18 protein-coding genes are annotated in these 19,578 nt (G+C 61.0%); 6 read left to right on the top strand and 12 right to left on the bottom strand.

Annotated elements, in window-relative coordinates; translation table 11 throughout:
* The first annotated feature begins 19 nt into the window (after positions 1-19).
* Both FTO60_RS03170 and FTO60_RS03165 read left to right on the top strand, forming a co-directional pair.
* Positions 20-736 carry a GntR family transcriptional regulator gene (locus tag FTO60_RS03170; protein WP_148054613.1) on the top strand — a complete coding sequence of 239 codons (717 nt, stop codon included), beginning with the start codon at positions 20-22 and terminating at the stop codon, positions 734-736.
* Between the two features lie 2 nt (positions 737-738).
* Positions 739-1,836: a Gfo/Idh/MocA family protein gene (locus tag FTO60_RS03165; protein ID WP_148054612.1), complete on the top strand. Its 1,098-nt coding sequence runs from the start codon at positions 739-741 to the stop codon at positions 1,834-1,836.
* Between the two features lie 21 nt (positions 1,837-1,857).
* Here the strand turns inward: FTO60_RS03165 and uxuA are convergent, their stop codons facing one another.
* From uxuA to FTO60_RS03125, 8 genes are all read right to left on the bottom strand, one after another.
* Positions 1,858-3,072, bottom strand: coding sequence for a mannonate dehydratase (gene uxuA / locus FTO60_RS03160; RefSeq protein ID WP_148054611.1), 1,215 nt, complete (start codon positions 3,070-3,072; stop codon positions 1,858-1,860).
* Positions 3,073-3,084: 12 nt separating this feature from the next.
* Positions 3,085-4,164, bottom strand: a complete 1,080-nt coding sequence (locus tag FTO60_RS03155; RefSeq protein ID WP_148054610.1) for an ABC transporter ATP-binding protein — start codon at positions 4,162-4,164, stop codon at positions 3,085-3,087.
* A 33-nt stretch (positions 4,165-4,197) separates the two neighbouring features.
* On the bottom strand, positions 4,198-5,274 hold the full coding sequence (locus FTO60_RS03150) for a carbohydrate ABC transporter permease (RefSeq protein WP_148054609.1): 1,077 nt from the start codon (positions 5,272-5,274) through the stop codon (positions 4,198-4,200).
* A complete protein-coding gene (locus tag FTO60_RS03145) occupies positions 5,267-6,235 on the bottom strand; it encodes a carbohydrate ABC transporter permease (RefSeq protein WP_148054608.1) in 969 nt (322 codons plus the stop codon). Before FTO60_RS03145 ends, FTO60_RS03150 begins: the two co-directional genes overlap by 8 nt.
* A gap of 62 nt (positions 6,236-6,297) precedes the next feature.
* On the bottom strand, positions 6,298-7,560 hold the full coding sequence (locus FTO60_RS03140; protein WP_148054607.1) for an ABC transporter substrate-binding protein: 1,263 nt from the start codon (positions 7,558-7,560) through the stop codon (positions 6,298-6,300).
* 45 nt (positions 7,561-7,605) lie between these two features.
* Positions 7,606-8,670 (bottom strand): Gfo/Idh/MocA family protein, encoded by a 1,065-nt coding sequence (locus FTO60_RS03135; RefSeq protein ID WP_148054606.1) that lies wholly within the window; start codon positions 8,668-8,670, stop codon positions 7,606-7,608.
* On the bottom strand, positions 8,667-9,680 hold the full coding sequence (locus FTO60_RS03130) for a Gfo/Idh/MocA family protein (RefSeq protein ID WP_148054605.1): 1,014 nt from the start codon (positions 9,678-9,680) through the stop codon (positions 8,667-8,669). The genes FTO60_RS03135 and FTO60_RS03130 overlap by 4 nt, the downstream gene beginning before the upstream one ends.
* Positions 9,677-10,726, bottom strand: a complete 1,050-nt coding sequence (locus FTO60_RS03125) for a Gfo/Idh/MocA family protein (RefSeq protein ID WP_254696875.1) — start codon at positions 10,724-10,726, stop codon at positions 9,677-9,679. The genes FTO60_RS03130 and FTO60_RS03125 overlap by 4 nt, the downstream gene beginning before the upstream one ends.
* 124 nt (positions 10,727-10,850) lie before the next feature.
* On the opposite strand from FTO60_RS03125, the gene FTO60_RS03120 reads away from it, so the two are divergent.
* From FTO60_RS03120 to FTO60_RS03110, 3 genes are read left to right on the top strand one after another with little or no spacing between them, the layout of a single operon-like run.
* On the top strand, positions 10,851-11,603 hold the full coding sequence (locus FTO60_RS03120; RefSeq protein WP_148054603.1) for a GntR family transcriptional regulator: 753 nt from the start codon (positions 10,851-10,853) through the stop codon (positions 11,601-11,603).
* Positions 11,596-12,981: a glucuronate isomerase gene (gene uxaC, locus FTO60_RS03115; protein WP_172623786.1), complete on the top strand. Its 1,386-nt coding sequence runs from the start codon at positions 11,596-11,598 to the stop codon at positions 12,979-12,981. Before FTO60_RS03120 ends, uxaC begins: the two co-directional genes overlap by 8 nt.
* A gap of 2 nt (positions 12,982-12,983) precedes the next feature.
* On the top strand, positions 12,984-14,276 hold the full coding sequence (locus FTO60_RS03110) for a mannitol dehydrogenase family protein (RefSeq protein WP_148054602.1): 1,293 nt from the start codon (positions 12,984-12,986) through the stop codon (positions 14,274-14,276).
* Here FTO60_RS03110 and FTO60_RS03105 read toward each other — a convergent pair.
* The 4 genes from FTO60_RS03105 to FTO60_RS03090 form a co-directional block, all read right to left on the bottom strand.
* Positions 14,265-15,167 carry a S9 family peptidase gene (locus tag FTO60_RS03105; protein WP_148054601.1) on the bottom strand — a complete coding sequence of 301 codons (903 nt, stop codon included), beginning with the start codon at positions 15,165-15,167 and terminating at the stop codon, positions 14,265-14,267. The two genes, FTO60_RS03110 and FTO60_RS03105, sit on opposite strands and share 12 nt — an antisense overlap.
* A 307-nt stretch (positions 15,168-15,474) precedes the next feature.
* On the bottom strand, positions 15,475-16,251 hold the full coding sequence (locus tag FTO60_RS03100; protein ID WP_148054600.1) for an ATP-binding cassette domain-containing protein: 777 nt from the start codon (positions 16,249-16,251) through the stop codon (positions 15,475-15,477).
* Complete coding sequence (locus FTO60_RS03095; protein WP_148054599.1) at positions 16,251-17,363, bottom strand: ABC transporter permease; 1,113 nt, start codon at positions 17,361-17,363, stop codon at positions 16,251-16,253. The genes FTO60_RS03100 and FTO60_RS03095 overlap by 1 nt, the downstream gene beginning before the upstream one ends.
* A 75-nt stretch (positions 17,364-17,438) precedes the next feature.
* On the bottom strand, positions 17,439-18,389 hold the full coding sequence (locus FTO60_RS03090) for a sugar ABC transporter substrate-binding protein (protein WP_148054598.1): 951 nt from the start codon (positions 18,387-18,389) through the stop codon (positions 17,439-17,441).
* A 190-nt stretch (positions 18,390-18,579) separates the two neighbouring features.
* Here FTO60_RS03090 and FTO60_RS03085 point away from each other — a divergent pair, with 190 nt between their 5' ends.
* Positions 18,580-19,578, top strand: a complete 999-nt coding sequence (locus FTO60_RS03085; protein ID WP_148054597.1) for a LacI family DNA-binding transcriptional regulator — start codon at positions 18,580-18,582, stop codon at positions 19,576-19,578.

Genomic DNA, 19,578 nt, shown 5'->3' with positions numbered 1-19,578 from the left:
GGATTGAAGGCCGACACGTATGAACGAACCCTCGCACCCCGGCGCACTGCCGAAATACATCCAGGTCAGCGAAATGCTGATCCGCCGGATCGCTGCCGGCCAACTGGCTGACGGGGCGCGGCTACCGCCTGAGCGCACGTTTGCCAGGGGGCTGGGCATTTCTGTCGGCACGCTGCGCAAATCGTTGGCTGAGCTTGCTGAGAAAAACCTGCTTGAACGTATCCAAGGGTCGGGAAACTACGTCAGGCACAGGCCCGACGTGGCTTCGCTGTATACGTTTTTTCGGCTCGAAAAAGTCGGCGGCGGGGGCATGCCCACGGCGGAAGCCTTGACGGTGGACCGGCTTGCAAAGCCCGCCACCGCGCCCGATTTTGGTGCCAGCGCAGAGGGCCACCGCATCCGCCGTTTGCGCAGGCTTGATGGTGACGTCGTCGCTCTCGAGGAAGTCTGGCTTGATGGTGACCAGACGCCGAAACTGGCCGTCAGCGACCTGAGCGAAAGCCTGTATCATTTCTATCGGACCCAGCTGGGGCTGGTCATCGCGCGGGTTCAGGACCGCGTGGGAATTGCCCCGATTCCCGATTGGGCCCCGACCGGGTTCCACATGGCGCGGGGCCAGGTGGCTGGCTACATCGAACGGGTCTCGCACTCGCAAAACGCCCAAGCGGTCGAATTTTCCAGAACATGGTTCGACAGTGAACGGGCCGCATACGTCTCACGCATGGGCAGGGTCTAACAATGACGGACAGGGTAAACTACGGGCTGATCGGCTGCGGCATGATGGGCGGCGAACACATCCGCAATATTGCGCTGGTGCCGGGCGCGCGCGTCAGCGTGGTCTTTGATCCGGTGCCGGAACTGGCGCAGGCGGCTGCCGCGCAGGCGGGCGGGGCGCTGGTGGCGGGCAGCCTCGCCGCCCTGCTTGACCACGCCGAACTGGATGCGCTGGTGATTGTCAGCCCCAACCACCTGCATGTTCCGCAATTGCAGCAAATCGCAGCGCATGGCCGCGCGCTGCCGATCCTGTGCGAAAAGCCACTTTATACTGACCCGGCGCAGGCGGTATGGATCGCAGATTTCCGCGCCACCTACCCTGCCCCGGTCTGGGTCGCGATGGAATATCGCTATATGCCCCCCGTTGCGGCCCTGATTGCGCAGGCCGCGACGGCAACCGGCGGCGTCCAGATGCTGACGATCCGCGAACACCGCTTTCCCTTTCTGCCCAAGATCGGCGACTGGAACCGGTTTAACCGAAATTCCGGCGGCACCTTGGTGGAAAAATGCTGCCACTTCTTTGATTTGATGCGCCATGTCTTGGGCTCTGATCCGGTGCGTGTCATGGCCAGCGCCGGACAGGCCGTAAACCATCTTGACGAAAGTTATGACGGCGCCGTGCCCGATATCTGGGACCACGGTTATGTCATTGTCGATTTTGCCAGTGGCGCGCGTGCCATGCTGGAACTGTGCATGTTTGCCGAGGGCAGCCGCTATCAAGAGGAAATTTCCGCAGTTGGCCCCGAAGGCAAGATCGAATGTTTCGTCCCCGGCCCCGGCCGGTTCTGGCCCGCGCGTCTGGGGCCTGCGCCCGTGCCACAACTGGTTGTCAGTCCGCGCCACCCAAAGGGGCCGGAGCTGCGCGAAATTCCGGTGGATCCGACGTTGCTTGAGGCCGGCGATCACAATGGTTCAACCTATTACCAGCACATGAAGTTCAATGCCGTGGTGCGCGGGCAAGGCACGGTCGAGGTCGATCTGCTCGATGGTGCGATGGCCGTCGCGATTGGGCTAGCGGCACAAGAAAGCGCGCGCACCGGTCAGGCCGTCAAGTTGCCGTAACGGGCGCGCAGTATCACAGGATCACCGATGCGGTGTGATCTGCGAAAGGGCCACCATCACGCCACGCAATTCTGCCAACCCGCGCAGACGCCCGATCAGCGGGTAACCGGGCATCATGGGCCGGTCGAAATCTGATAACAACGCATGCCCGTGATCGGGCCGCATCGGAATTTCAGCGTCTGGGCGCCCCGCATCCCTGCGGCGCCCCTCCTCGGCCAAGAGGGCGGCGATGGTCGCCACCATGTCCGTATCCCCATCCAGATGCTCGGATTCATGAAAGCTGACCCGCGGCGCGTCATGCGGACCTGACCGCCGCGTGTTGCGCAGGTGAACAAAGTGGATACGCGCGCCAAGCCGATCAACAAATTCCACCGGATCAAACCCATGCGCAACACCCAGCGAACCGGTGCAAAGCGTCGCGCCGTTGGCTGGCACATCCACCGCAGACAGAACTGCTGCATAATCCTCGGTTGTGGACATCACGCGCGGTAGGCCCAGCAGCGCAAACGGCGGATCATCCGGATGACAGCACAGGCGCAGCCCAAGCTGTTCAGCCTCGGGCGCGACGATGGACAGAAAGTCGATCAGGTTCTGGCGCAATCTGTCCGGCGTTATCCCGTGATAGGAGCCAAGATGCGCGCGCACATCGTCCAGCGTCCAGCGGTCATTGGCCCCGGGCAGACCGGCAACGATATTGTCGACAAGGGCGCGGCGCGCGCGATCGTCAAGTTGGGAAAGGCGCTTTTGCGCAACCTCCCGGATCGTGTCGGAATAATCATGGTCGGCCCCTTTGCGCGCCAGCAGGTGCAGGTCAAAAACGGCAAAATCCACCAGGTCAAAGGCCATCGCCGTACCACCATGAGGCTGTCGCGCCGCAAGATCGGTGCGTGTCCAGTCAAGCACCGGCATGAAGTTATAACAGACCACATTGATCCCGGCAGCGGCGATATTGTGCAGGCTTTCGCACCACGCCGACAGATGGTCCTGCCAGCCCGCAGCTTGGGTCTTGATCGCCTCGGAAACCGGCAGGCTTTCGATCACATCCCATGTCAGCCCGCTTGGCGTGTCGGGCGGTCCTTCGATTTCGCGCTTGCGCTGCGCGATGTCTTGGGGCGTCCAAAGCGCGCCGGGCGCGATGTGGTGCAGTGCGGAAACGATGCCGGTGGCGCCGGTCTGTCGTATCTCGGCGATGCTGATTTCATCAGCCGGACCGAACCAGCGCCAGGTCTGTTTCATGACCGTTCGTCCTTATTCCTGGCGCAACGCGATGCCGCTTTCGGTATCGAAAAGGTGAATTTCATCAAGCCGCAAGGCGATGGTCAGCGTGTCGCCGATATGTGCGCCAACTTGACCGGGGAAATGCAGGGTCATGGAGTTGCCGTTCTGCAATGCACCGTAGATATAGGATTCTCCGCCCAATTGTTCGACGCTGCGCACGTCCATTTTCACAGGTCCATCAGAATCGACGCCCATGTGATTTGGCCGAATACCAAGCGTGACAGACTGGCCAGGATGGGTTGCAAAACCGGCGGTTGGCAGCGCGATCTGCTCCCCTGTTTCCAGCTCCAGCATCGGTTGATCGCCGCGCGACACCCGTCCGGTCATGAAGTTCATCTTGGGTGAACCGATAAAGCCCGCGACAAACAGGTTGCCGGGGCGGTTATAAAGATCAAGCGGAGAGCCGAATTGTTCCAGTCGCCCCGCCCGCAGCACCGCAATCTTGTCGGCCATCGTCATGGCTTCGATCTGATCGTGGGTCACATAGATCATCGTGTTTTCAAGCCTGCGATGCAGCGCGGTAATTTCGCCGCGCATATCGACCCGCAATTCGGCATCAAGGTTCGAAAGGGGTTCGTCAAAAAGGTAGACGCGCGGTTCGCGCACGATCGCGCGGCCAATCGCGACCCGCTGCCGCTGCCCGCCCGAAAGATCCTTTGGCCGCCGATCCAGCAGCATGTCAATCTTGAGCATGGCCGCCACCTGATCGACCTTGGCAGCAATCTCGGCCTTGGCCATGTTGATATTCTCAAGGCCGAAGGACAGGTTTTGGCGTACCGTCATATGCGGATAAAGCGCGTAGGACTGGAACACCATCGCCAAGCCACGGTCGGCGGCAGGAATGGCGTTCACCACTTCGTCGCCAATCACGATGTCGCCGCCCGTGATCGGTTCCAGCCCGGAAATCATGCGCAACAGCGTGGACTTGCCACAGCCCGAAGGCCCGACAAAAACGCAGAAATCCCCATGCTGAATATCAAGATCAATACCCTTGATAACCTCCACGTTGCCATAGGACTTGCGCACGTCCCGCAGCTCAACTCGTGCCATTTGGGTTTCCTTCCTGTCGATCTGGTTGGTGCATCATTTGCCGCCCGTCGACGCGATACCGGTCGCGATATATTTCTGCAGGAACATGAACACGGCGGCGATTGGCAAAAGCGTCAACACGGTCATCGCCAAAAGACTTGGCCAATCGGTCTGAAGCTCACCCTGAAACGAGTTCAGGGCAAGTTGCAGCGTGAAATTTTCGCTGCGCGTCAGAACAATCAGCGGCCACAGAAAATCATTCCAGCGCCACATGATCGCAAGGATCGCAAGCACAGCGATGGCGGGTGCCGACAGCGGAACGATGATGCGCCAGTAAATCTTCCACTCCGAGGCCTTGTCCATCCGCGCCGCCTCGAGGATTTCATCAGGGATGGTGATCATGTATTGCCGAAGCAGAAAGACACCCGTCGGCGTTGCCGCGCCGGGTATGATCACGCCCCAGACTGAATTGAACATGCCAAGCTTGGTCACGATCAGGAACAGCGGCACAAGCACGACCGTCAGCGGAATCATCAACGTGCCGATCACCAACAAAAGCACAGCCGTGCGTCCGCGGAATTCGTATTTTGACAGCGCAAAAGCGGCCATAGAGTTCACGGTCAGCATGATCAGCGTCGACACGACCGTGATAAAGGTCGAGTTCCAGAAGAACTGCAAAAAGTTGAAGCGCCCGAATAGCTCGGTATAGTTTTCGGTCGCAAAGGCCACGCCTTCGAGGGGGCGCAACTGATCGGTTGTCAGGCGGATGCGTTCGTCGGGATTGGCGGGCAGGATCACTTCAGAGCGACCGGCGGCGCGGCGGGTCTGGCCGACGATCTGCCCCTGCAAGTCCCCCGCAATCACTTCAAATGCGGGCAGCGGAGCGTCAAAGCCCGGCACATCGATCGTTTCCTGCGCATAGGGCAGAAACCGCGGCGGAAACCGGTCCAGTTCGTTCTGATCCTTAAAGCTGGACAGGACCAGCCAGACCACCGGCCCGAACATCAGCAGGACGCCGAGGCACAGGTAGCCATAGCTTACCCAGTCGGTCCAGTGCAGCCGATCCCTGCCGCGGGTCGCGCTCAGAAAGCCCCAGATGCCGACCCTGCTGGCGGATTTTGAATTAGCCATCGACATTTCTCCGGTTGGCCCAAAGCTGCACAAGTGTCAAAAGCACCAGAACCACCGCCACCAAAAGCGAAGCCGCAGCCGCAAAGCCGAACAATCTGGGGGTGCCGGCAAAGCCGCGTTCATAGATATACTGGATGATCAGGGTTGTCGCGGTGCCGGGGCCACCGCCGGTAAAGGCATAGACCTCGTCGAAGGTCTGCACGCCCTTGATCAAGGCAAGCACGAAAACAACCAGCATGGTTGGTGCCAGCAGGGGCAGCGTGATGCGGCGAAAGGTGCGCCAGGGACTGGCGCGGTCCATCGTCGCGGCCTCGTAAACATCGCGCGGGATTGCTTGCAGCCCGGCCAGCAGGATCAGCGTGTAAAACCCCATATGCGCCCAAACCGAAATAAAGACCGACCAGCCAAAGGCCCATTGGGCGTCCACAAGCCAGTTCACGCCGCCGATGCCGGTCCAGTCGAGAAAGGCGTTCAACACGCCTTCGCGTTGCAGGATCCACTTCCAGATCAGCGCAACAACGACCGGCGACAACAGCACCGGAAAAAAGAAAACCGAGCGGAAAAAGCCGCGCGCACGAATGTCGCGATTCAGGATGATTGCGGTCAAAAGCGAAAAGGCGACCATGATCCCGACCTGAAGAGTTACGAACCAGCTTGTGTTCCAGATCGCGCGCCAGAACTTGTCTTCGCGGCAGCTGTTTGGATCAAGGAAATTGCCGCAATCGGCAAAGGCCGCAAAATTGCGCATACCGACGTTGGGGCGCGCGCTCAGCAGCACGTTGTCACCGCCCGTCACCGAATAAAACATGTTCAGGATCACCGGCAAAAAGGCAAAGACGCCGAACAGAATAAGGTTCGGTGCCAGAAAGACCCAAGCGATGCGTTTCATCCCCAAAATCCGCTGTAGCGCAGACATGGGCACCTCGATGATCCGCATGATCGGTGTGATAATGGCAAGCATCAGCAGCGCTCCCTCAAGGTTGGGCCCCCCGCGACCCAAAGACCGCGAGGGGCAAGGCAACGCTATTCGGTTTCGGCCATTGCCGCCGCAAGGTCATCCGACATGCGCGCGAGCGCGTCTTCGACCGAAAGCTCGCCGACGATTGCCTGGCTCAGCCGCTCGACGGTGATCCCGAACATCGCCCGGTTCCCGGCGTAGCCCTGATAGGCGAACGCAATTGGCGACACGTTTGGCAGATCACCGGCAAAGGCGTTCAGCGCCGCTTGCGCCGCTGGCGAGGCATTTTCAAACGCCACCCCCTTGGCTGCGACACCCAGGTGGGCGGGCAGGTTGCGGGTGCGGGCCGAAGCGTCTGCATAGATTTCTTCGCGGGCGAGGAAATCGATCAGCTTGGCAACGATTTCGGGGTTTTCCGTCTGTTCAAACCCGACCACCCCAGCACCGCCGGGCATACCAGAACAAGCACCGGCCGGACCACAGGGCGAGCCGACGACCTTCCAGTCGAAAAAGTCACCGACCTGTTCGTCCATCCGGCCAACTTGCCACGAACCCGAATAGTAGAACACGACCTCGCCGTTGATGAACTCTTGCGCCGCGTCTGCATAGGTTGCGCCACCCTGGCTGGCCCAGACATCGCGCGCCATCGTGCCGTCTTCGTTCCACGCGACGAATTGCTCGGCAAACGGGCCAAAGCCCTCGAACGACCCGTTGCCGTCGGCGTCAAAGTATTGTGCGCCATAGGAAATTGCAGGTCCGGCCACGCGGTGCCCGGAGCGGTCAATCGCCATGGGGAAATCTGCATCCGTGGCGGCGGCCACTGCACGGCTTGCCTCGGCCCAGTCATCCCATGTGGCACCTGCACCGGGCATGTCCACTCCGGCTTGTTCGAAAAGGGTCGCGTTCACGAACGGTCCGGTGATGGTCAGTTGGGTGTGCAGCCCATAGTACCCCTGACGGTCGCCGACGCGATACCAATCAAGCGTGCCGCCAAAGGACGCATCCCAATAGGCAGTGTCAACGTAAGGCGTCAGATCAAGGTAGTATTCGTTCAACCCGCCAAGGTCTGTCACCTTGGCCAGATCGGGGCCCGTGCCCGCGGCAAGCTGGACCGGCAGGTTTTCAAGGATCGCCTGATAGGGCACCACATCGACAATCACATCGACACCGGCGTTTTCTGCTTCGAACTGGTTTAGCAGATCGTCATAGACGTCGCATTCATTTCCGTCCGAATAGCACATAAAGCGGATTTCCTGCGCCGATACGGCACCTGCCGCAAGGCCCAGACCCAGCGCGATAGCACCGGTCTTCATAATTTGGTTTCTCATTTTTCAGGTTCCTCCCTTGTTTCCTGATTTGATTTGTTGGCTCCCTCACGATTGTGCGGATAACCAACCTTTGTAAATCTCGTCGTCCGGTTCAAGTGGTAGCGCGACCGGCGTTGCGCGGCGGATAGATGCGTAGATGGCAGATACCAGTTCAATCGAGCGTCTGCCTTCGGCCAAGGTGACCGCCCGTCTTGGGTCGCTGCCCTTGATCGCGTCGGCCACCGCGTCAAGATAACCGGCAAAACCTGCATGGCTATCCGGTGTTGCGGCCAAAACCGCGTCGATTTGATCCTGCCCCACCCCGCGTGCAATGAAATGCCAGCGGTCCTGTGCGGGGGCATAGGGTGCGGCGCCGCTTTCGGCGGTGAATCCTTCAAAGCAAAACCGCAGTCGAGTCGTATCATTCCCCGCGCCAAGTGTCACCGAACTTGTCGCAAGTGCGCCACTGGCCATCCGCAGGGCAAGTGCCGCGCAATCTTCGGTTTCGATGGCATTGACCCGTGTGTCAGCAAAGGCCGCGACTTCGGCGACCGGCCCCATGATATGGCACAACAGGTCATGGGCGTGGATCGCATGCCCAAGAAGCGCGCCCCCCGATTCCCCCTTCCAGGTGCCACGCCACGGCACGCTGTAATAAGCGGCATCGCGATTCCAGTGCGTTTCAAGACTGGCAGCATATGCCTTGCCCGCAAGGCCCGCCGCAATCAGCGCTTCAAGCTGCGCAACCGACCGGCCATAGCGATACTGGAACACCGGAAAAACCTGCCGGTCAGCCGCTGTGGCTGCCGCCGCCAGTTGATCCGCCTCGGACAAGGAACGCACGATGGGTTTTTCGCAGATTACGTGCTTGCGGGCCGCCAGCACTTTTGTGGACACCGGAAAATGCAGATGCGGCGGCAGGCAGACATCCACAAGGTCGACATCCGGATCGGCCAGCACCGCATCAAGGTCACCGGTCAGGGCAATTGCGGGATCGCCCGCCGTTGCCTTGCGGGCGCGGTCCGTGTCCAGATCGCAAAGGGTTGTCACCGCAAAACGGTCCGGCAAGGCGCGATACCCGGCAAGATGTTCGGCCCCGATCCCGGCCCCGACGATGGCAACACGGATCATTCGCCCAGACCTTCGGCCATGCTCTGCGCGCGCAAGGCAAGGTCGCAGACCTGAAAGACGTGGGCTTGGGTCATAGCAGTCTCGGTCCGGTCGCGTATGTCATTGATAAGGCGCGCGAAAAATGGCAACCCCGCGTCCGAGGCATCAATCCTTTCGCACCGGGTGCCGTTGACAAGGATCAGATGGTCGGTGCCCGCGTGGCCGATATCGACGTATTTGCGCAGCTCGATATAGCCTTCGGTGCCAAGGATGGTCAGGCGTCCGTCACCCCAGGTCGGCAGCGCATCGGGCGTATACCAATCCACACGAATATAGCCATGCCCCCGGTCACCCTTGAGGGCAATTTCGCCAAAGTCCTGCAACCCGGGATCATCGGGATTGGCGTAATTGGCAACCTGCGCCAGTGTCACTTCGGCGCTGGTCGACCCGGTAAAGAACAGGAACTGGTCGATCTGGTGACTTGCGATATCGGTCAGGATCCCGCCATAAGCCGCGCGGTCAAAGAACCAATCGGGGCGCGTTGCGCGATTAAGCCGATGCGGGCCGATGCCCAATGTCTGGATAACCCTGCCGATTGCGCCCTCTGCCACCAGTTCTGCGGCGCGGGTCGCGGCGGGAACCTCGAACCGTTCCGAAAAATTGACCGACCAGATGCGACCCGTGCGCGCCACCGAAGCGCGGATCGTTTTCAACTGCGCTGAAGTCGTGCAGCCCGGCTTGTCGCTAAGCACGTCCTTACCTGCCGCCATCGCCTGCACCGCCCATGCGGCGCGATCACGCGGGATGCCCGACAGGACAATCAACCCGATGGTCGGATCCGACAGCAGGTCTTCGGCGCTGGCGGCACGGGGCACATCGGGAAATCGTGCGACAAAGCCGTCTTCGGTGTTGGGATGTCCTTGGGTCCACCAACCGGCAAAATCGGCACCGGCGGCAATCAGGTTGGCCGCCATGCCATAAATATGACGATGGTCAATGCCGATGGCGGCAAAGCGCAGGGGCGCAGTCATGGGTCTATTCCCTCGATCTGGCCGCTTTGGGCAGAGCGGATGGTTGCATCAATCAGGTCATGGGCGGGCAGCGCCGCCGCGCCGCTCACTATTGGGTCGCGCCCCTCGCTCAGTGCTGCGGCGAAATCTTCGATGATGGCTTGGTGCCATTCATGAGTGAACGCCATCGGGTCGGCCCCGCCGCCGGTGCCGCCAACGGCGCCCTCGGTCTCGGCGCGCCCGTCGCGCCAGCGCGTCACCAGTTGGCCCGAAGCCAGATGCAGACTGGCCTGTTCAAAATGCAGGGTGATGGATTCGGCGCCGCCGGGGAAACTTGCCGTGCTGGCGACCATCGCTCCGACCGCGCCATTGGCAAAGGTCAGCCCGGCGACCGCGAAATCCTCGGATTCCATCTGGTGAAAACGGGTCGTTGCGGCCATCGCGCGCACCGATGTGACCGGTCCGGCAAGGCTCAGGGCCAAGTCGATCGTGTGGATTGCCTGGCTGATCAGAACGCCACCACCATCGCGGGCATAGGTGCCCCGACCCGGTTCGTCGTAATAACTTTGCGCGCGCCACCACGGCACCGCCATTTCCACAAGGCCCAGCGCACCCAGATCACCCGATGCAATGCGATGCGCCGCCGCCCGCGAGGCGGCGCGCATCCGATGCTGGAACACCACGCCAAGCGTCACCCCTGCGGCCCGACAGATCGCAACAGCCTCACGCGCCTCGTTTGCGGTGCGCCCCATCGGCTTTTCGACAAGGATATGCTTGCCCGCCGCCGCAAGTTGGCGGATCGGATCAATTCGCGCATCCGGCGGCGTGAGGATGATGGCAAAGTCCACTTCAGGGTCGGCGGCGACGTCGCCAATATCGGTCAGGGCGGCTACCGGATACCCGGTCCTTTTTGACGCCTCATCGGCCAGCGCCTGTGCGCGGGCCATCGTGCGGCTGCAAACAGCCTTGAGGCGCACCGATGCCCCGGCCGCGATGGCCGCGACATGGGTTCCGGCAACCATTCCGGCACCGATCAGGACCGCGGTTTTTTCTGGCGCAACAGTCACTTTTTTGTCTGCCCCCAACTTTCGTCCCCAGCAATGCATGCCGGTATACCGGTTGTCAATCACGCTGCATACCGGTATACAGGCAGTGCGTTGACGCAGGGCAATAACCAGCAAGGGGCGGCAGATGAACAAGGATGCCACGACCGTCGAGCGGGGTTCTTTCACCGATGCGCAACTGGACTTCAACCGCCCGGCCAACGAACAGATCGCCAGCTGGCTCAAGTCTGCAATCCTTTCGATGGAACTGGTCCCGGGCCAAATGATCTCGGAGGCCGAGATCGGCCAGATTTTTGGCGCGAGCCGCACGCCGGTGCGCGAAGCCTTTGCCCAGCTGCGCGAGGAACGGTTGATTGTGACATGGCCAAGTCGCGGAACCTTTGTGTCGCGTCTTTCAGTCGCCCAGATCAAGGGCGCGCAGTTTCTGCGCGAGTCGCTTGAGGCGGCAGTTGTCGAAAGGCTATGCGCCAAGGGGCTGCCTGCCCAAGCCGCGGCCACGTTGAAAGACAATCTGGCGCGCCAGCGTCGCGCCGTCGATAAGGGCGACACCGTCGGATTTCGCGACCTTGACGACGGCTTTCATGCGATCCTTGCGCAGGCCACACAATTTGACCGGATCGGTGCCGTTCTCACGCGCGAAAAGGCGGTCCTTGATCGGCTGCGGGTTCTTGCGCTGGACAGCACCGCGCATCGGGGCCGACTGCTTGAGGATCACAGGCAAATCGCGCAGGCCATTCTGGCGCGGGATGCCACCAGCGCGGTGGCCCACAGCCGCCAGCATCTGCGTCGGGTCCTGAACACCCTGTCCGACCTTGTCGCCGCCAACCACAGCTATTTCGATTTCGATGACGCCACCAAGACGAGCCAAGACCATGCATAGCCCCCCCGGTGCGACGCTGCCCGGTGCAGCAATGCCGATCTACGAAGCAATCCGTGATCTGCCGATCGTCTCGCCGCATGGCCATTGCGACCCAGACTGGTGGGCGCATGACCGGGCGTTTCCAAACCCTGCCGCCTTGCTGATTCAACCTGATCACTATGTGTTCCGCATTCTCTATTCGCAAGGCGTGCCGCTGGCGGATCTGGGCATCGGCCCCAACGGAAAAGACCGCGACCCGCGCGAGGTTTTCCGCCTTTTCGCACGGCATTGGCCTCTGTTCCTTGGCACACCAAGCCGGATTTGGCTGGAACATACGTTCCGCCAAACCCTTGGCATTGCAACACCGCTCGGGCCTGACACCGCTGATGTAATCTATGACCAGATTGCGGACTTGCTGACCACGCCCGCCTTTCGGCCGCGCGCCCTGTTCGATCGCTTTGGTATCAGCGCGCTGGCGACAACCGATCCCGCGACCTCTGACCTGGCGGATCATGCGGCCATCGCCGCTTCGGGGTGGAGCGGCCGTATTGTGCCGACTTTCCGGCCCGACGATCTGTTGAATCCGGCGCGGCAGGGGCACGGGGCAGCCCTTGACGCACTTGCCGATATGACACATCGCGATGTCCGCGATTTCGCCGATTTTCTTGACGCGCTACGGGACAGGCGGGCCGCCTTTCGCGCCGCTGGCGCCACCGCAACGGATCACGATGTGCCAACACTTGCCACGGCCTGGCTTGATCGCGGGCAGATCGAAACACTGCATGCAGGGGCCGTTGCAGGCACCCTGAGCGCTGGGGACGCAACTGCCTATTACGGCCACATGCTGACGGAAATGGCACAGATGTCGGCCGAAGATGAGCTGGTGATGCAAATTCATGCCGGATCGCGGCGCAACACGAACCGGCAGCTTTTTGACAGCGTCGGGCCGGATATGGGCGCGGATATGCCCGGCCCCACGGATTGGGTCGGGGGCATGGGGCCGCTGTTGAACCGTGTCGGCAATGACCCGCAGTTGCGGATCGTTCTGTTCACCCTTGATGAGGGCAGCTATGCCCGCGAACTGGCCCCGATGGCGGGGCACTGGCCCAGTCTGCGGATCGGGCCACCGTGGTGGTTTCACGACAGTCCCAACGGGATCAGACGGTATTTCGACAGCGTGGTCGAGACCGCAGGCTACCACAACCTGGCCGGGTTCAACGATGACACCCGTGCGTTTCTGTCGATCCCCGCGCGCCATGACCTTTGGCGACGCGGCGTGGCGCTGCACCTTGCGGACCAAACGGATCGGGGGACGCTGAACACAGCCGAAACGGCAGATATTGCCCGCCTGTTGGCGCATGATCTTGCAGTTGACACCTATCGGCTGGAAGCAGGCTGAACATGGCGCGCATCCTGCACCTTGGGGTCGGCAACTTTCACCGCGCCCATCAGGCCTGGTATACCGCGCACGCAGGCGACGACTGGCACATCACGGGCGTGGTAATGCGCAACACCACGCTTTTTCAGGCGATGCAGGCGGGCGCGGGTTACAGGCTGGGTATCCGTGGACCGGACGGGCTTGAGACCGAAAACATTACCCTGCACGACCGGATGATCCTTGCCAGCCGCGATCCGGCTTTGGTGCTGGCGGCCTTTGCCGACCCGGACCTGCAGATCGTGACCCTGACGATCACCGAAAAGGGATATTGCCTTGATGCCGCCACCGGGGCGCTTGATCTTGCCCACCCGGACATTGTCGGGGATCTGGCCGGCCAGCCGAAAAGCGCGGTCGGCCTTCTTGCGCATGGCCTTGCGCGGCGCGCGGCAAAGGGCCTTGGGCCGCTGACGGTTCTCAGCTGCGACAACCTATCGGGGAACGGGCGCAAGCTGGCAAGGGCAACGGCTGATTTTGCCCGTGCGGCAGGGTTGCGGATAGATGCGCACACCCGCTTTCCCGACACGATGGTTGACCGGATCACACCGGCGACCACACCCAGGCTTGCGGCGGAAATCGCCGCTGCGGCTGCCGCCCCCGCACCGGCGCCGGTCATGACCGAGGCTTTTACAGAATGGGTGATCGAGGACGATTTCGCGGGGCCGCGTCCGGCGTGGGAAACTGCGGGTGCGGAACTGGTCCGTGATGTGGCACCGTTTGAAATGCGCAAGCTGCGCTTGCTGAACGCGGCACATTCATGGCTGGCCTATGCTGGGCTTTTGGCGGGTCATACCTATGTGCATCAGGCGATGGCCGACCCAAGGTTGGCAAACGGGGTCGAAAGGCTGTGGGACGAGGCGCAGCGCAGTTTGCCCAAGGTGGTGCAGGACAGCACAGCCGCCTACCGCGCCGCCCTGCGGGCCCGTTTCGCCGTGCCCGAAATGCGCCATGAACTGGCGCAGATCGCCGTTGATGGCAGCCTCAAGCTGCGTGAACGTATCACGCCCTTGCTACAAGGCGGGCGTGATGCGCCGCAGGCGGGCGATGTCATCGCGGTCTGGATCGCATTCGTTCTGCGCTGTCACAGATCGGGTACGCCGCTAGCGGATGCCAACGCCGACAAGATCGCGGCACATGTCCAGAATGCGCCAGACCTTCGCGGCGTCTGCGCCGCGCTCGCGCAGCTTGTCGGGGTCCGGGATGACACCCCCGATACGCTGGGTCGTCTTACCACCCGCGTCGCGGTGTTAGGCGCATAGCTCTTGATCAAGGAAAGCAAGCACGGCCTGCCGCATTGCCGCGCTTTCCTCATGTCCGGCCTCGGGTTCAACGTGGAAATGCAAGCGCTCGGCGGCACCTGCGGTAGCATAGGCAGCTTCAAGGTCCAGACGACCACGGACAAAGGCCATCTCGGGCGTGGACCAGTCCTTCAGCCCGACGCATATCTGCAACGCGCGCGGCGCGGTCAACCCGGCGATTTGCCCGCTTCGGGCCAGGGGCAGCAAGCCGGGCACGGTCATATAGATGCCATGCCCGTCATGGGGCCCGGTCTGAACAAGCGCTTCAAGATCGGCAAAGGAACACAGCGCAGATGTGGCGCGCAGCCGGTCATCAAGGGCAGCAAGCCACCACGCCAACGTGCTGCCCATCGAGAACCCCAAACCGCCGATCCGGTCCGGTGCCACAACCGGATGGGCGGCAAGGAAATCCACACCGCTGCGCAATTCCAACAGCATTTGCCCAAACAGCGTCCTGCCCTGCCATAGAAGCGCCTTGGCGCGCGCGGATTCCGTGGGCTTCTGGCGCGCGCCGAACGCGGGCAAATCAAAACACAACGCCGCGATACCAAGGCGGCGCAGATCGGGCGCATAGGGACCGTGCAAGGCGGGGCGCCCGTCAAGCAATTCGGTGTGGCCGGTGCCATAGCGATTGCCATGCGCATGGGCATAGATCACGGCGGGCACGGGGGGATGACCATCGGGCGGGCGCAGAAATACGGCGGGGATATCCTCGCGATCTGCACCCTCGCCGGTGAATATCAGATGTTCACGCTGCCAGCCGCAATCGTCGTCGACCTTGGTGGTGCGGCAACGGCCAAAGCCAGCCCCCTGACCGCTGATGCCAAGAAGGTGCATCAGATTATCGCGCACGGGTTCGGCCCCCTATGGCAGCAGTCAGTGGTGCCCTCACCGGGTGCCTCCTTGTCCTTGCGGAAAATCATAGGCACGCATGCCCCCGGATGGAAGCGGGATGATACGCGGCGGCGGGCCGGGTGCCATCCCGCCGATCCCACCCCGCGCCGGGGTTTTGGGCGATGTGGCTGCCCCCGAAACCGGCTACGTCAACAAAGACCGGACGCCAAGGTCAGTGCAGGCAATGGGCCAAATTGCATTGGCCGGATTTGGTAACAGAAATCCCACCGGAAGGTTCTGCGCGATCCAGCACCGCCTTGCCGGATCACACCGTGCCGCCAAGCGACCCTTCCAGCGTCGCCAGTTCCTGACCGCCAGCCATCATGTCCTGCAACTCCTCGGGTGTGATCTCTCCCCTTAGGGCGGTGCCAAAGGTCTTGCCGCGATTGAGAACCGTGAAACGGTCGCCGACCGCCATCGCGTGGCGGACGTTATGGGTGATGAACACAACCGAAATGCCTTGCTTGCGCACCTTATCGACGGTGGCCAGCACATTGGCCGTCTGGCGCACCCCAAGGGCAGAGGTTGGTTCGTCCAAAATCAGAACCTTTGCACCAAAGTGGACCGCGCGCGCAATCGCCACGGTCTGGCGTTCACCGCCCGACAATGTGCCCACGGCCTGATCGGGGCCACGCAGGTTGATGCCCATGTCGCGCATTTCTTTCATGGTCACTTCATTGGCATGGTCATGATCAAAAAAGCGCAAGCCCGCGATCCTTTTGACCGGTTCGTTGCCCATGAAAAAGTTGCGGCTGACCGACATCAGCGGGATCATCGCAAGGTCTTGATACACCGTTGCGATACCTGCGGCGATACTGTCGCGCGGGTCGTCAAAGTGCATCGGCTTGCCCTCGAACAAAATCTCGCCGTGAGTTGGCTTGTGAACGCCCGACATCGTCTTGATAAAGGTCGACTTGCCCGCGCCGTTATCGCCCAGCAGGCAATGACAATCGCCGGGATAGAAATCGATCGTGACACCAGCCAGCGCAATAACCGAGCCAAAGTGCTTTTCGATGTCTTTCATTTGAATGATCGGCTCCATCAGCGTTCTCCCGTAATCAGGCGGCGGATATAAGTGTTCAGGATCACGGCAAGCAGCAGGATGACCCCGAGGAACACGCGGAAAAGCGAGCTTTCGACATTGGCAAAGAACAGCCCCTGCTGCACCACGCCAAAGATCAGCGCACCAAGTGCAGCGCCCACCACCGAACCATAGCCGCCGGTCAGCAGGGCGCCGCCAATGACCACGGCGATGATCGCCTCGAATTCCTTGAGCAGACCGCGATCCGCCCCCGCCGAGCCGAATTCCATCACCTGACAAACCGCAAAAACAGTGGCGCAGAACGCGGTAAACATGAACATCTTGATCTTGACGGCATCAACGGGAACACCGGCATAGCGCGCCGCTTGAGCGTCGCCGCCGGCAGCGAAAATCCAGTTGCCGAAACGCGTGCGGGTCAGAACGATATGCCCAAAGATCACCAGCGCAATCGCCCAGATGATCAACATGGGGATCCCGTCAACGACGGGTTGGCCCTCGCGGTTACCGCGCGCAAATGTTGCGATCCAGCCGTTGTCGCCCATCCACTGAAAGATCGGACCGCCAACCTTCGCACCAAACAGCGGCGCAAGCCAATCACCCTCGGCTGCCTCGCGGATACCGCCGATGATGGTTTTGCTTTCGATCGTCTGGGGAATGAAGATGGTAAAGCCACGCAGGATGAACAGGGTGGCCAGCGTGACAATAAAGCTTGGCAGGCCCGTCTTGACGACGATGTAGCCATTCAACGCCCCGAAGGCGATGCAAATGGCAAAGGTGACGATAATCGCCAACCACATGGGCCAGCCCAGCACCACGCCGAAAATGGCAATCATCATTCCTGCAAAGCCGATCATCGACCCCACCGAGAGGTCAAATTCGCCCGCGATCATCAGCAGGCAAGCCCCGACGGCAATGATCATGAATTGCGCCGAAACCGTCGACCAGTTCATCACCCCTTGCGGGTTGAACATGCCGCTGTCGAAGGCGAAAAGCAGAAAGAACGTAAAGACGGCAACGGCACCGACGATGCCCCCCAATTCGGGGCGGATCATGGCGCGGCGCAGCGCCGACATTTCTTTGACGCGTTCGTCTGAGTTGGTTATGTCGCTCATGGCCCTACCAGTCCTTGAAAACAGGCAAAAAGGGCGGATACAGCAACAGCCGATCCGCCCCGGTTTTTCGTCGTATTAGCGGAATTCGCCCGCGAACTGCTCGACTTTTTCAAGGGCATCGGCGGTCACAAAGCCGGGGCCCGAGTTGATGTTGTTGCCGGGCAGAACACCGTAACGGTCATAGTTCGCCAGAACCACAACCGGCAGATAGGCCTGCAGGAATGGCTGCTGGTCGATACCCCACTGGATCGTGCCATCCTTGATCGCGGTGACGATATTTTCGCCCAGATCGAAGGTGCCAAAGTAGATGTCACCGGCCATGCCGTTCTCGTCCAGCGCCAGGATTGTCGGATCGGCCGACGTCGGCCCAAGCGTCAGAATGGCATCGGTTTCAGGGTTCGTGTTCAGATAGGCCAGAACACGGTTCTTGATCTCGGCGGGGTCCTGACCCGAGTCGATCATCTGGTTGCCCAGTTCAATCCCCAGACCGTCTGCGAAACCCTGGCAACGCTCGGTCGACGATGGCGAACTGATGTAGTGGTTCACGCAAAGGAAGCTTTCCACACCATCACCGGCGGCACGCTGGCCCGCGGCGAAACCGGCATCATATTCGGGCTGACCAACATACATCAGCGCGCCAACTTCGCGGGCCTGATCGGGGGTGCCAGAGTTCATGATGATCACGTCAACGCCCTGATCCACGGCAGATTTAATCGGGCCGGACAGCACATCGTAATCAGCCAATGTGGTGATGATGCCATCGGGCTGCGCGGCGGCTGCCTGTTCGATGATGCGGGCCATATCGGCAAGGTCACCGGTTGGCGGATTGCGATATTCAACCGTCACGCCCATCTGATCACCGGCAAGCGCGACGCCGTTCTTGACGGTGTTCCACCAGCTATCGGAATCGGGCGCGTGGCTGACCAGAATATAGGTCAGGTCGTCGCCATGCGCCTCGGCCGAGACCATCAACGGGGATGCTATCACGGCAGCAGTCAACATCAGTCTTTTCATCATGGATTTCATTATCGTTCCTCCCAAGAACATCAAATTATTGACAGCAGAGCAGCGAGCGCCCTCCTCCCATACTGGAGACAAGCACGGATTCGAAATCTTTGCAACCGGTTGCAAAAAAAATTGAGAAGTTATCTACTGTGGTAGCAGCCAGTACTTGATAGATGCAGGCGGCGAAAACGGACCACAGGGGGACAATCCAATGACAGCGACGCTCAAGGATGTTGCAGCACGGGCGGGCGTTTCGACGTCAGCTGTATCGCGCACCTTCACTGATGGCGCGTCAGTTTCCGTGAAAATGCGCCGCAAGGTCGAAAGGGCAGCGGCGGAACTGGGCTATAGCCCGAATTTTCTTGCCCGGTCCCTCACGACGCGGCGCACCAAATTGATCGGCCTTGTCTCCAACAACTTTCATAACCCGATCTTTCTTGAAGTGTTCGACCGTTTTACGCGCAGTCTTCAAGATCGCGGCTTGCGCCCCCTTTTGGTCAACCTCAGCAATGAAACCGATCCCGAAAACTCGGTCCGGATGCTGCGGCAATATTCGGTCGATGGCGTGATTGTCGCATCATCCACGTTACCGCCGGCCTTTTCCAAGGCGTTTCGCGACAAGGGGATCCCGGTTGTGAACACCTTTGGGCGCCACTCCAGCAGCCCCGAAGTTCACGTTGTCGGGATCGACAACGTCGCCGCGGGTCGTTTGGCCGCGCGTGAACTGGTCGCGCGCCACTACAAATCCGTTGCTTTTTTGGGCGGGCCACAAAGCGCCACATCGACCAAAGACCGGCTCAAGGGGTTCAGCGAGGAACTGGCGCTGCACCCTGACATCGCGGTCTCACACAGTTATGCTGCGGCCTATTCGTTCAAGGCGGGGCGCGCCGAAATGCTGCGGCTTGCGCAGGGCGAATTGGCCGAGGCCTATTTCTGCGGCGATGACGTTCTGTCGATCGGGGCGCTCAGCGGGCTTGATGAAATCGGAAAGCACGTCCCCGAGGATGTGGGGATCATCGGGCTGAACGACATGGAAATGGCAGGCTGGGAAAACATCGCCCTGACGACCGTGCGCCAACCGATCCAGCAGATCATCAACTCCTCCGTCGAAATGATGGTCGCCATGCTGGACGAACCGGACCGCTATCCCGAAGCACGCCTGTTTCCCTGCCAGGTGATCGAACGCGCGACCCTGCGCCCCCGCCCGTAG

It is taken from the genome of Octadecabacter sp. SW4 (assembly GCF_008065155.1).
Classification (GTDB): Bacteria; Pseudomonadota; Alphaproteobacteria; order Rhodobacterales; family Rhodobacteraceae; genus SW4.
This window is presented reverse-complemented; position numbering and strand designations above follow the sequence as displayed.

Excerpts from the sequence above, each read along its gene's own strand:
- FTO60_RS03170 (WP_148054613.1), top strand. The coding sequence starts at position 20 with ATGAACGAACCCTCGCACCCCGGCGCACTGCCGAAATACATCCAGGTC.
- FTO60_RS03165 (WP_148054612.1), top strand. The coding sequence starts at position 739 with ATGACGGACAGGGTAAACTACGGGCTGATCGGCTGCGGCATGATGGGC.
- uxuA (WP_148054611.1), bottom strand. The coding sequence starts at position 3,072 with ATGAAACAGACCTGGCGCTGGTTCGGTCCGGCTGATGAAATCAGCATC.
- FTO60_RS03155 (WP_148054610.1), bottom strand. The coding sequence starts at position 4,164 with ATGGCACGAGTTGAGCTGCGGGACGTGCGCAAGTCCTATGGCAACGTG.
- FTO60_RS03150 (WP_148054609.1), bottom strand. The coding sequence starts at position 5,274 with ATGGCTAATTCAAAATCCGCCAGCAGGGTCGGCATCTGGGGCTTTCTG.
- FTO60_RS03145 (WP_148054608.1), bottom strand. The coding sequence starts at position 6,235 with ATGCTTGCCATTATCACACCGATCATGCGGATCATCGAGGTGCCCATG.
- FTO60_RS03140 (WP_148054607.1), bottom strand. The coding sequence starts at position 7,560 with ATGAGAAACCAAATTATGAAGACCGGTGCTATCGCGCTGGGTCTGGGC.
- FTO60_RS03135 (WP_148054606.1), bottom strand. The coding sequence starts at position 8,670 with ATGATCCGTGTTGCCATCGTCGGGGCCGGGATCGGGGCCGAACATCTT.
- FTO60_RS03130 (WP_148054605.1), bottom strand. The coding sequence starts at position 9,680 with ATGACTGCGCCCCTGCGCTTTGCCGCCATCGGCATTGACCATCGTCAT.
- FTO60_RS03120 (WP_148054603.1), top strand. The coding sequence starts at position 10,851 with ATGAACAAGGATGCCACGACCGTCGAGCGGGGTTCTTTCACCGATGCG.
- uxaC (WP_172623786.1), top strand. The coding sequence starts at position 11,596 with ATGCATAGCCCCCCCGGTGCGACGCTGCCCGGTGCAGCAATGCCGATC.
- FTO60_RS03110 (WP_148054602.1), top strand. The coding sequence starts at position 12,984 with ATGGCGCGCATCCTGCACCTTGGGGTCGGCAACTTTCACCGCGCCCAT.
- FTO60_RS03100 (WP_148054600.1), bottom strand. The coding sequence starts at position 16,251 with ATGGAGCCGATCATTCAAATGAAAGACATCGAAAAGCACTTTGGCTCG.
- FTO60_RS03095 (WP_148054599.1), bottom strand. The coding sequence starts at position 17,363 with ATGAGCGACATAACCAACTCAGACGAACGCGTCAAAGAAATGTCGGCG.
- FTO60_RS03090 (WP_148054598.1), bottom strand. The coding sequence starts at position 18,389 with ATGAAATCCATGATGAAAAGACTGATGTTGACTGCTGCCGTGATAGCA.
- FTO60_RS03085 (WP_148054597.1), top strand. The coding sequence starts at position 18,580 with ATGACAGCGACGCTCAAGGATGTTGCAGCACGGGCGGGCGTTTCGACG.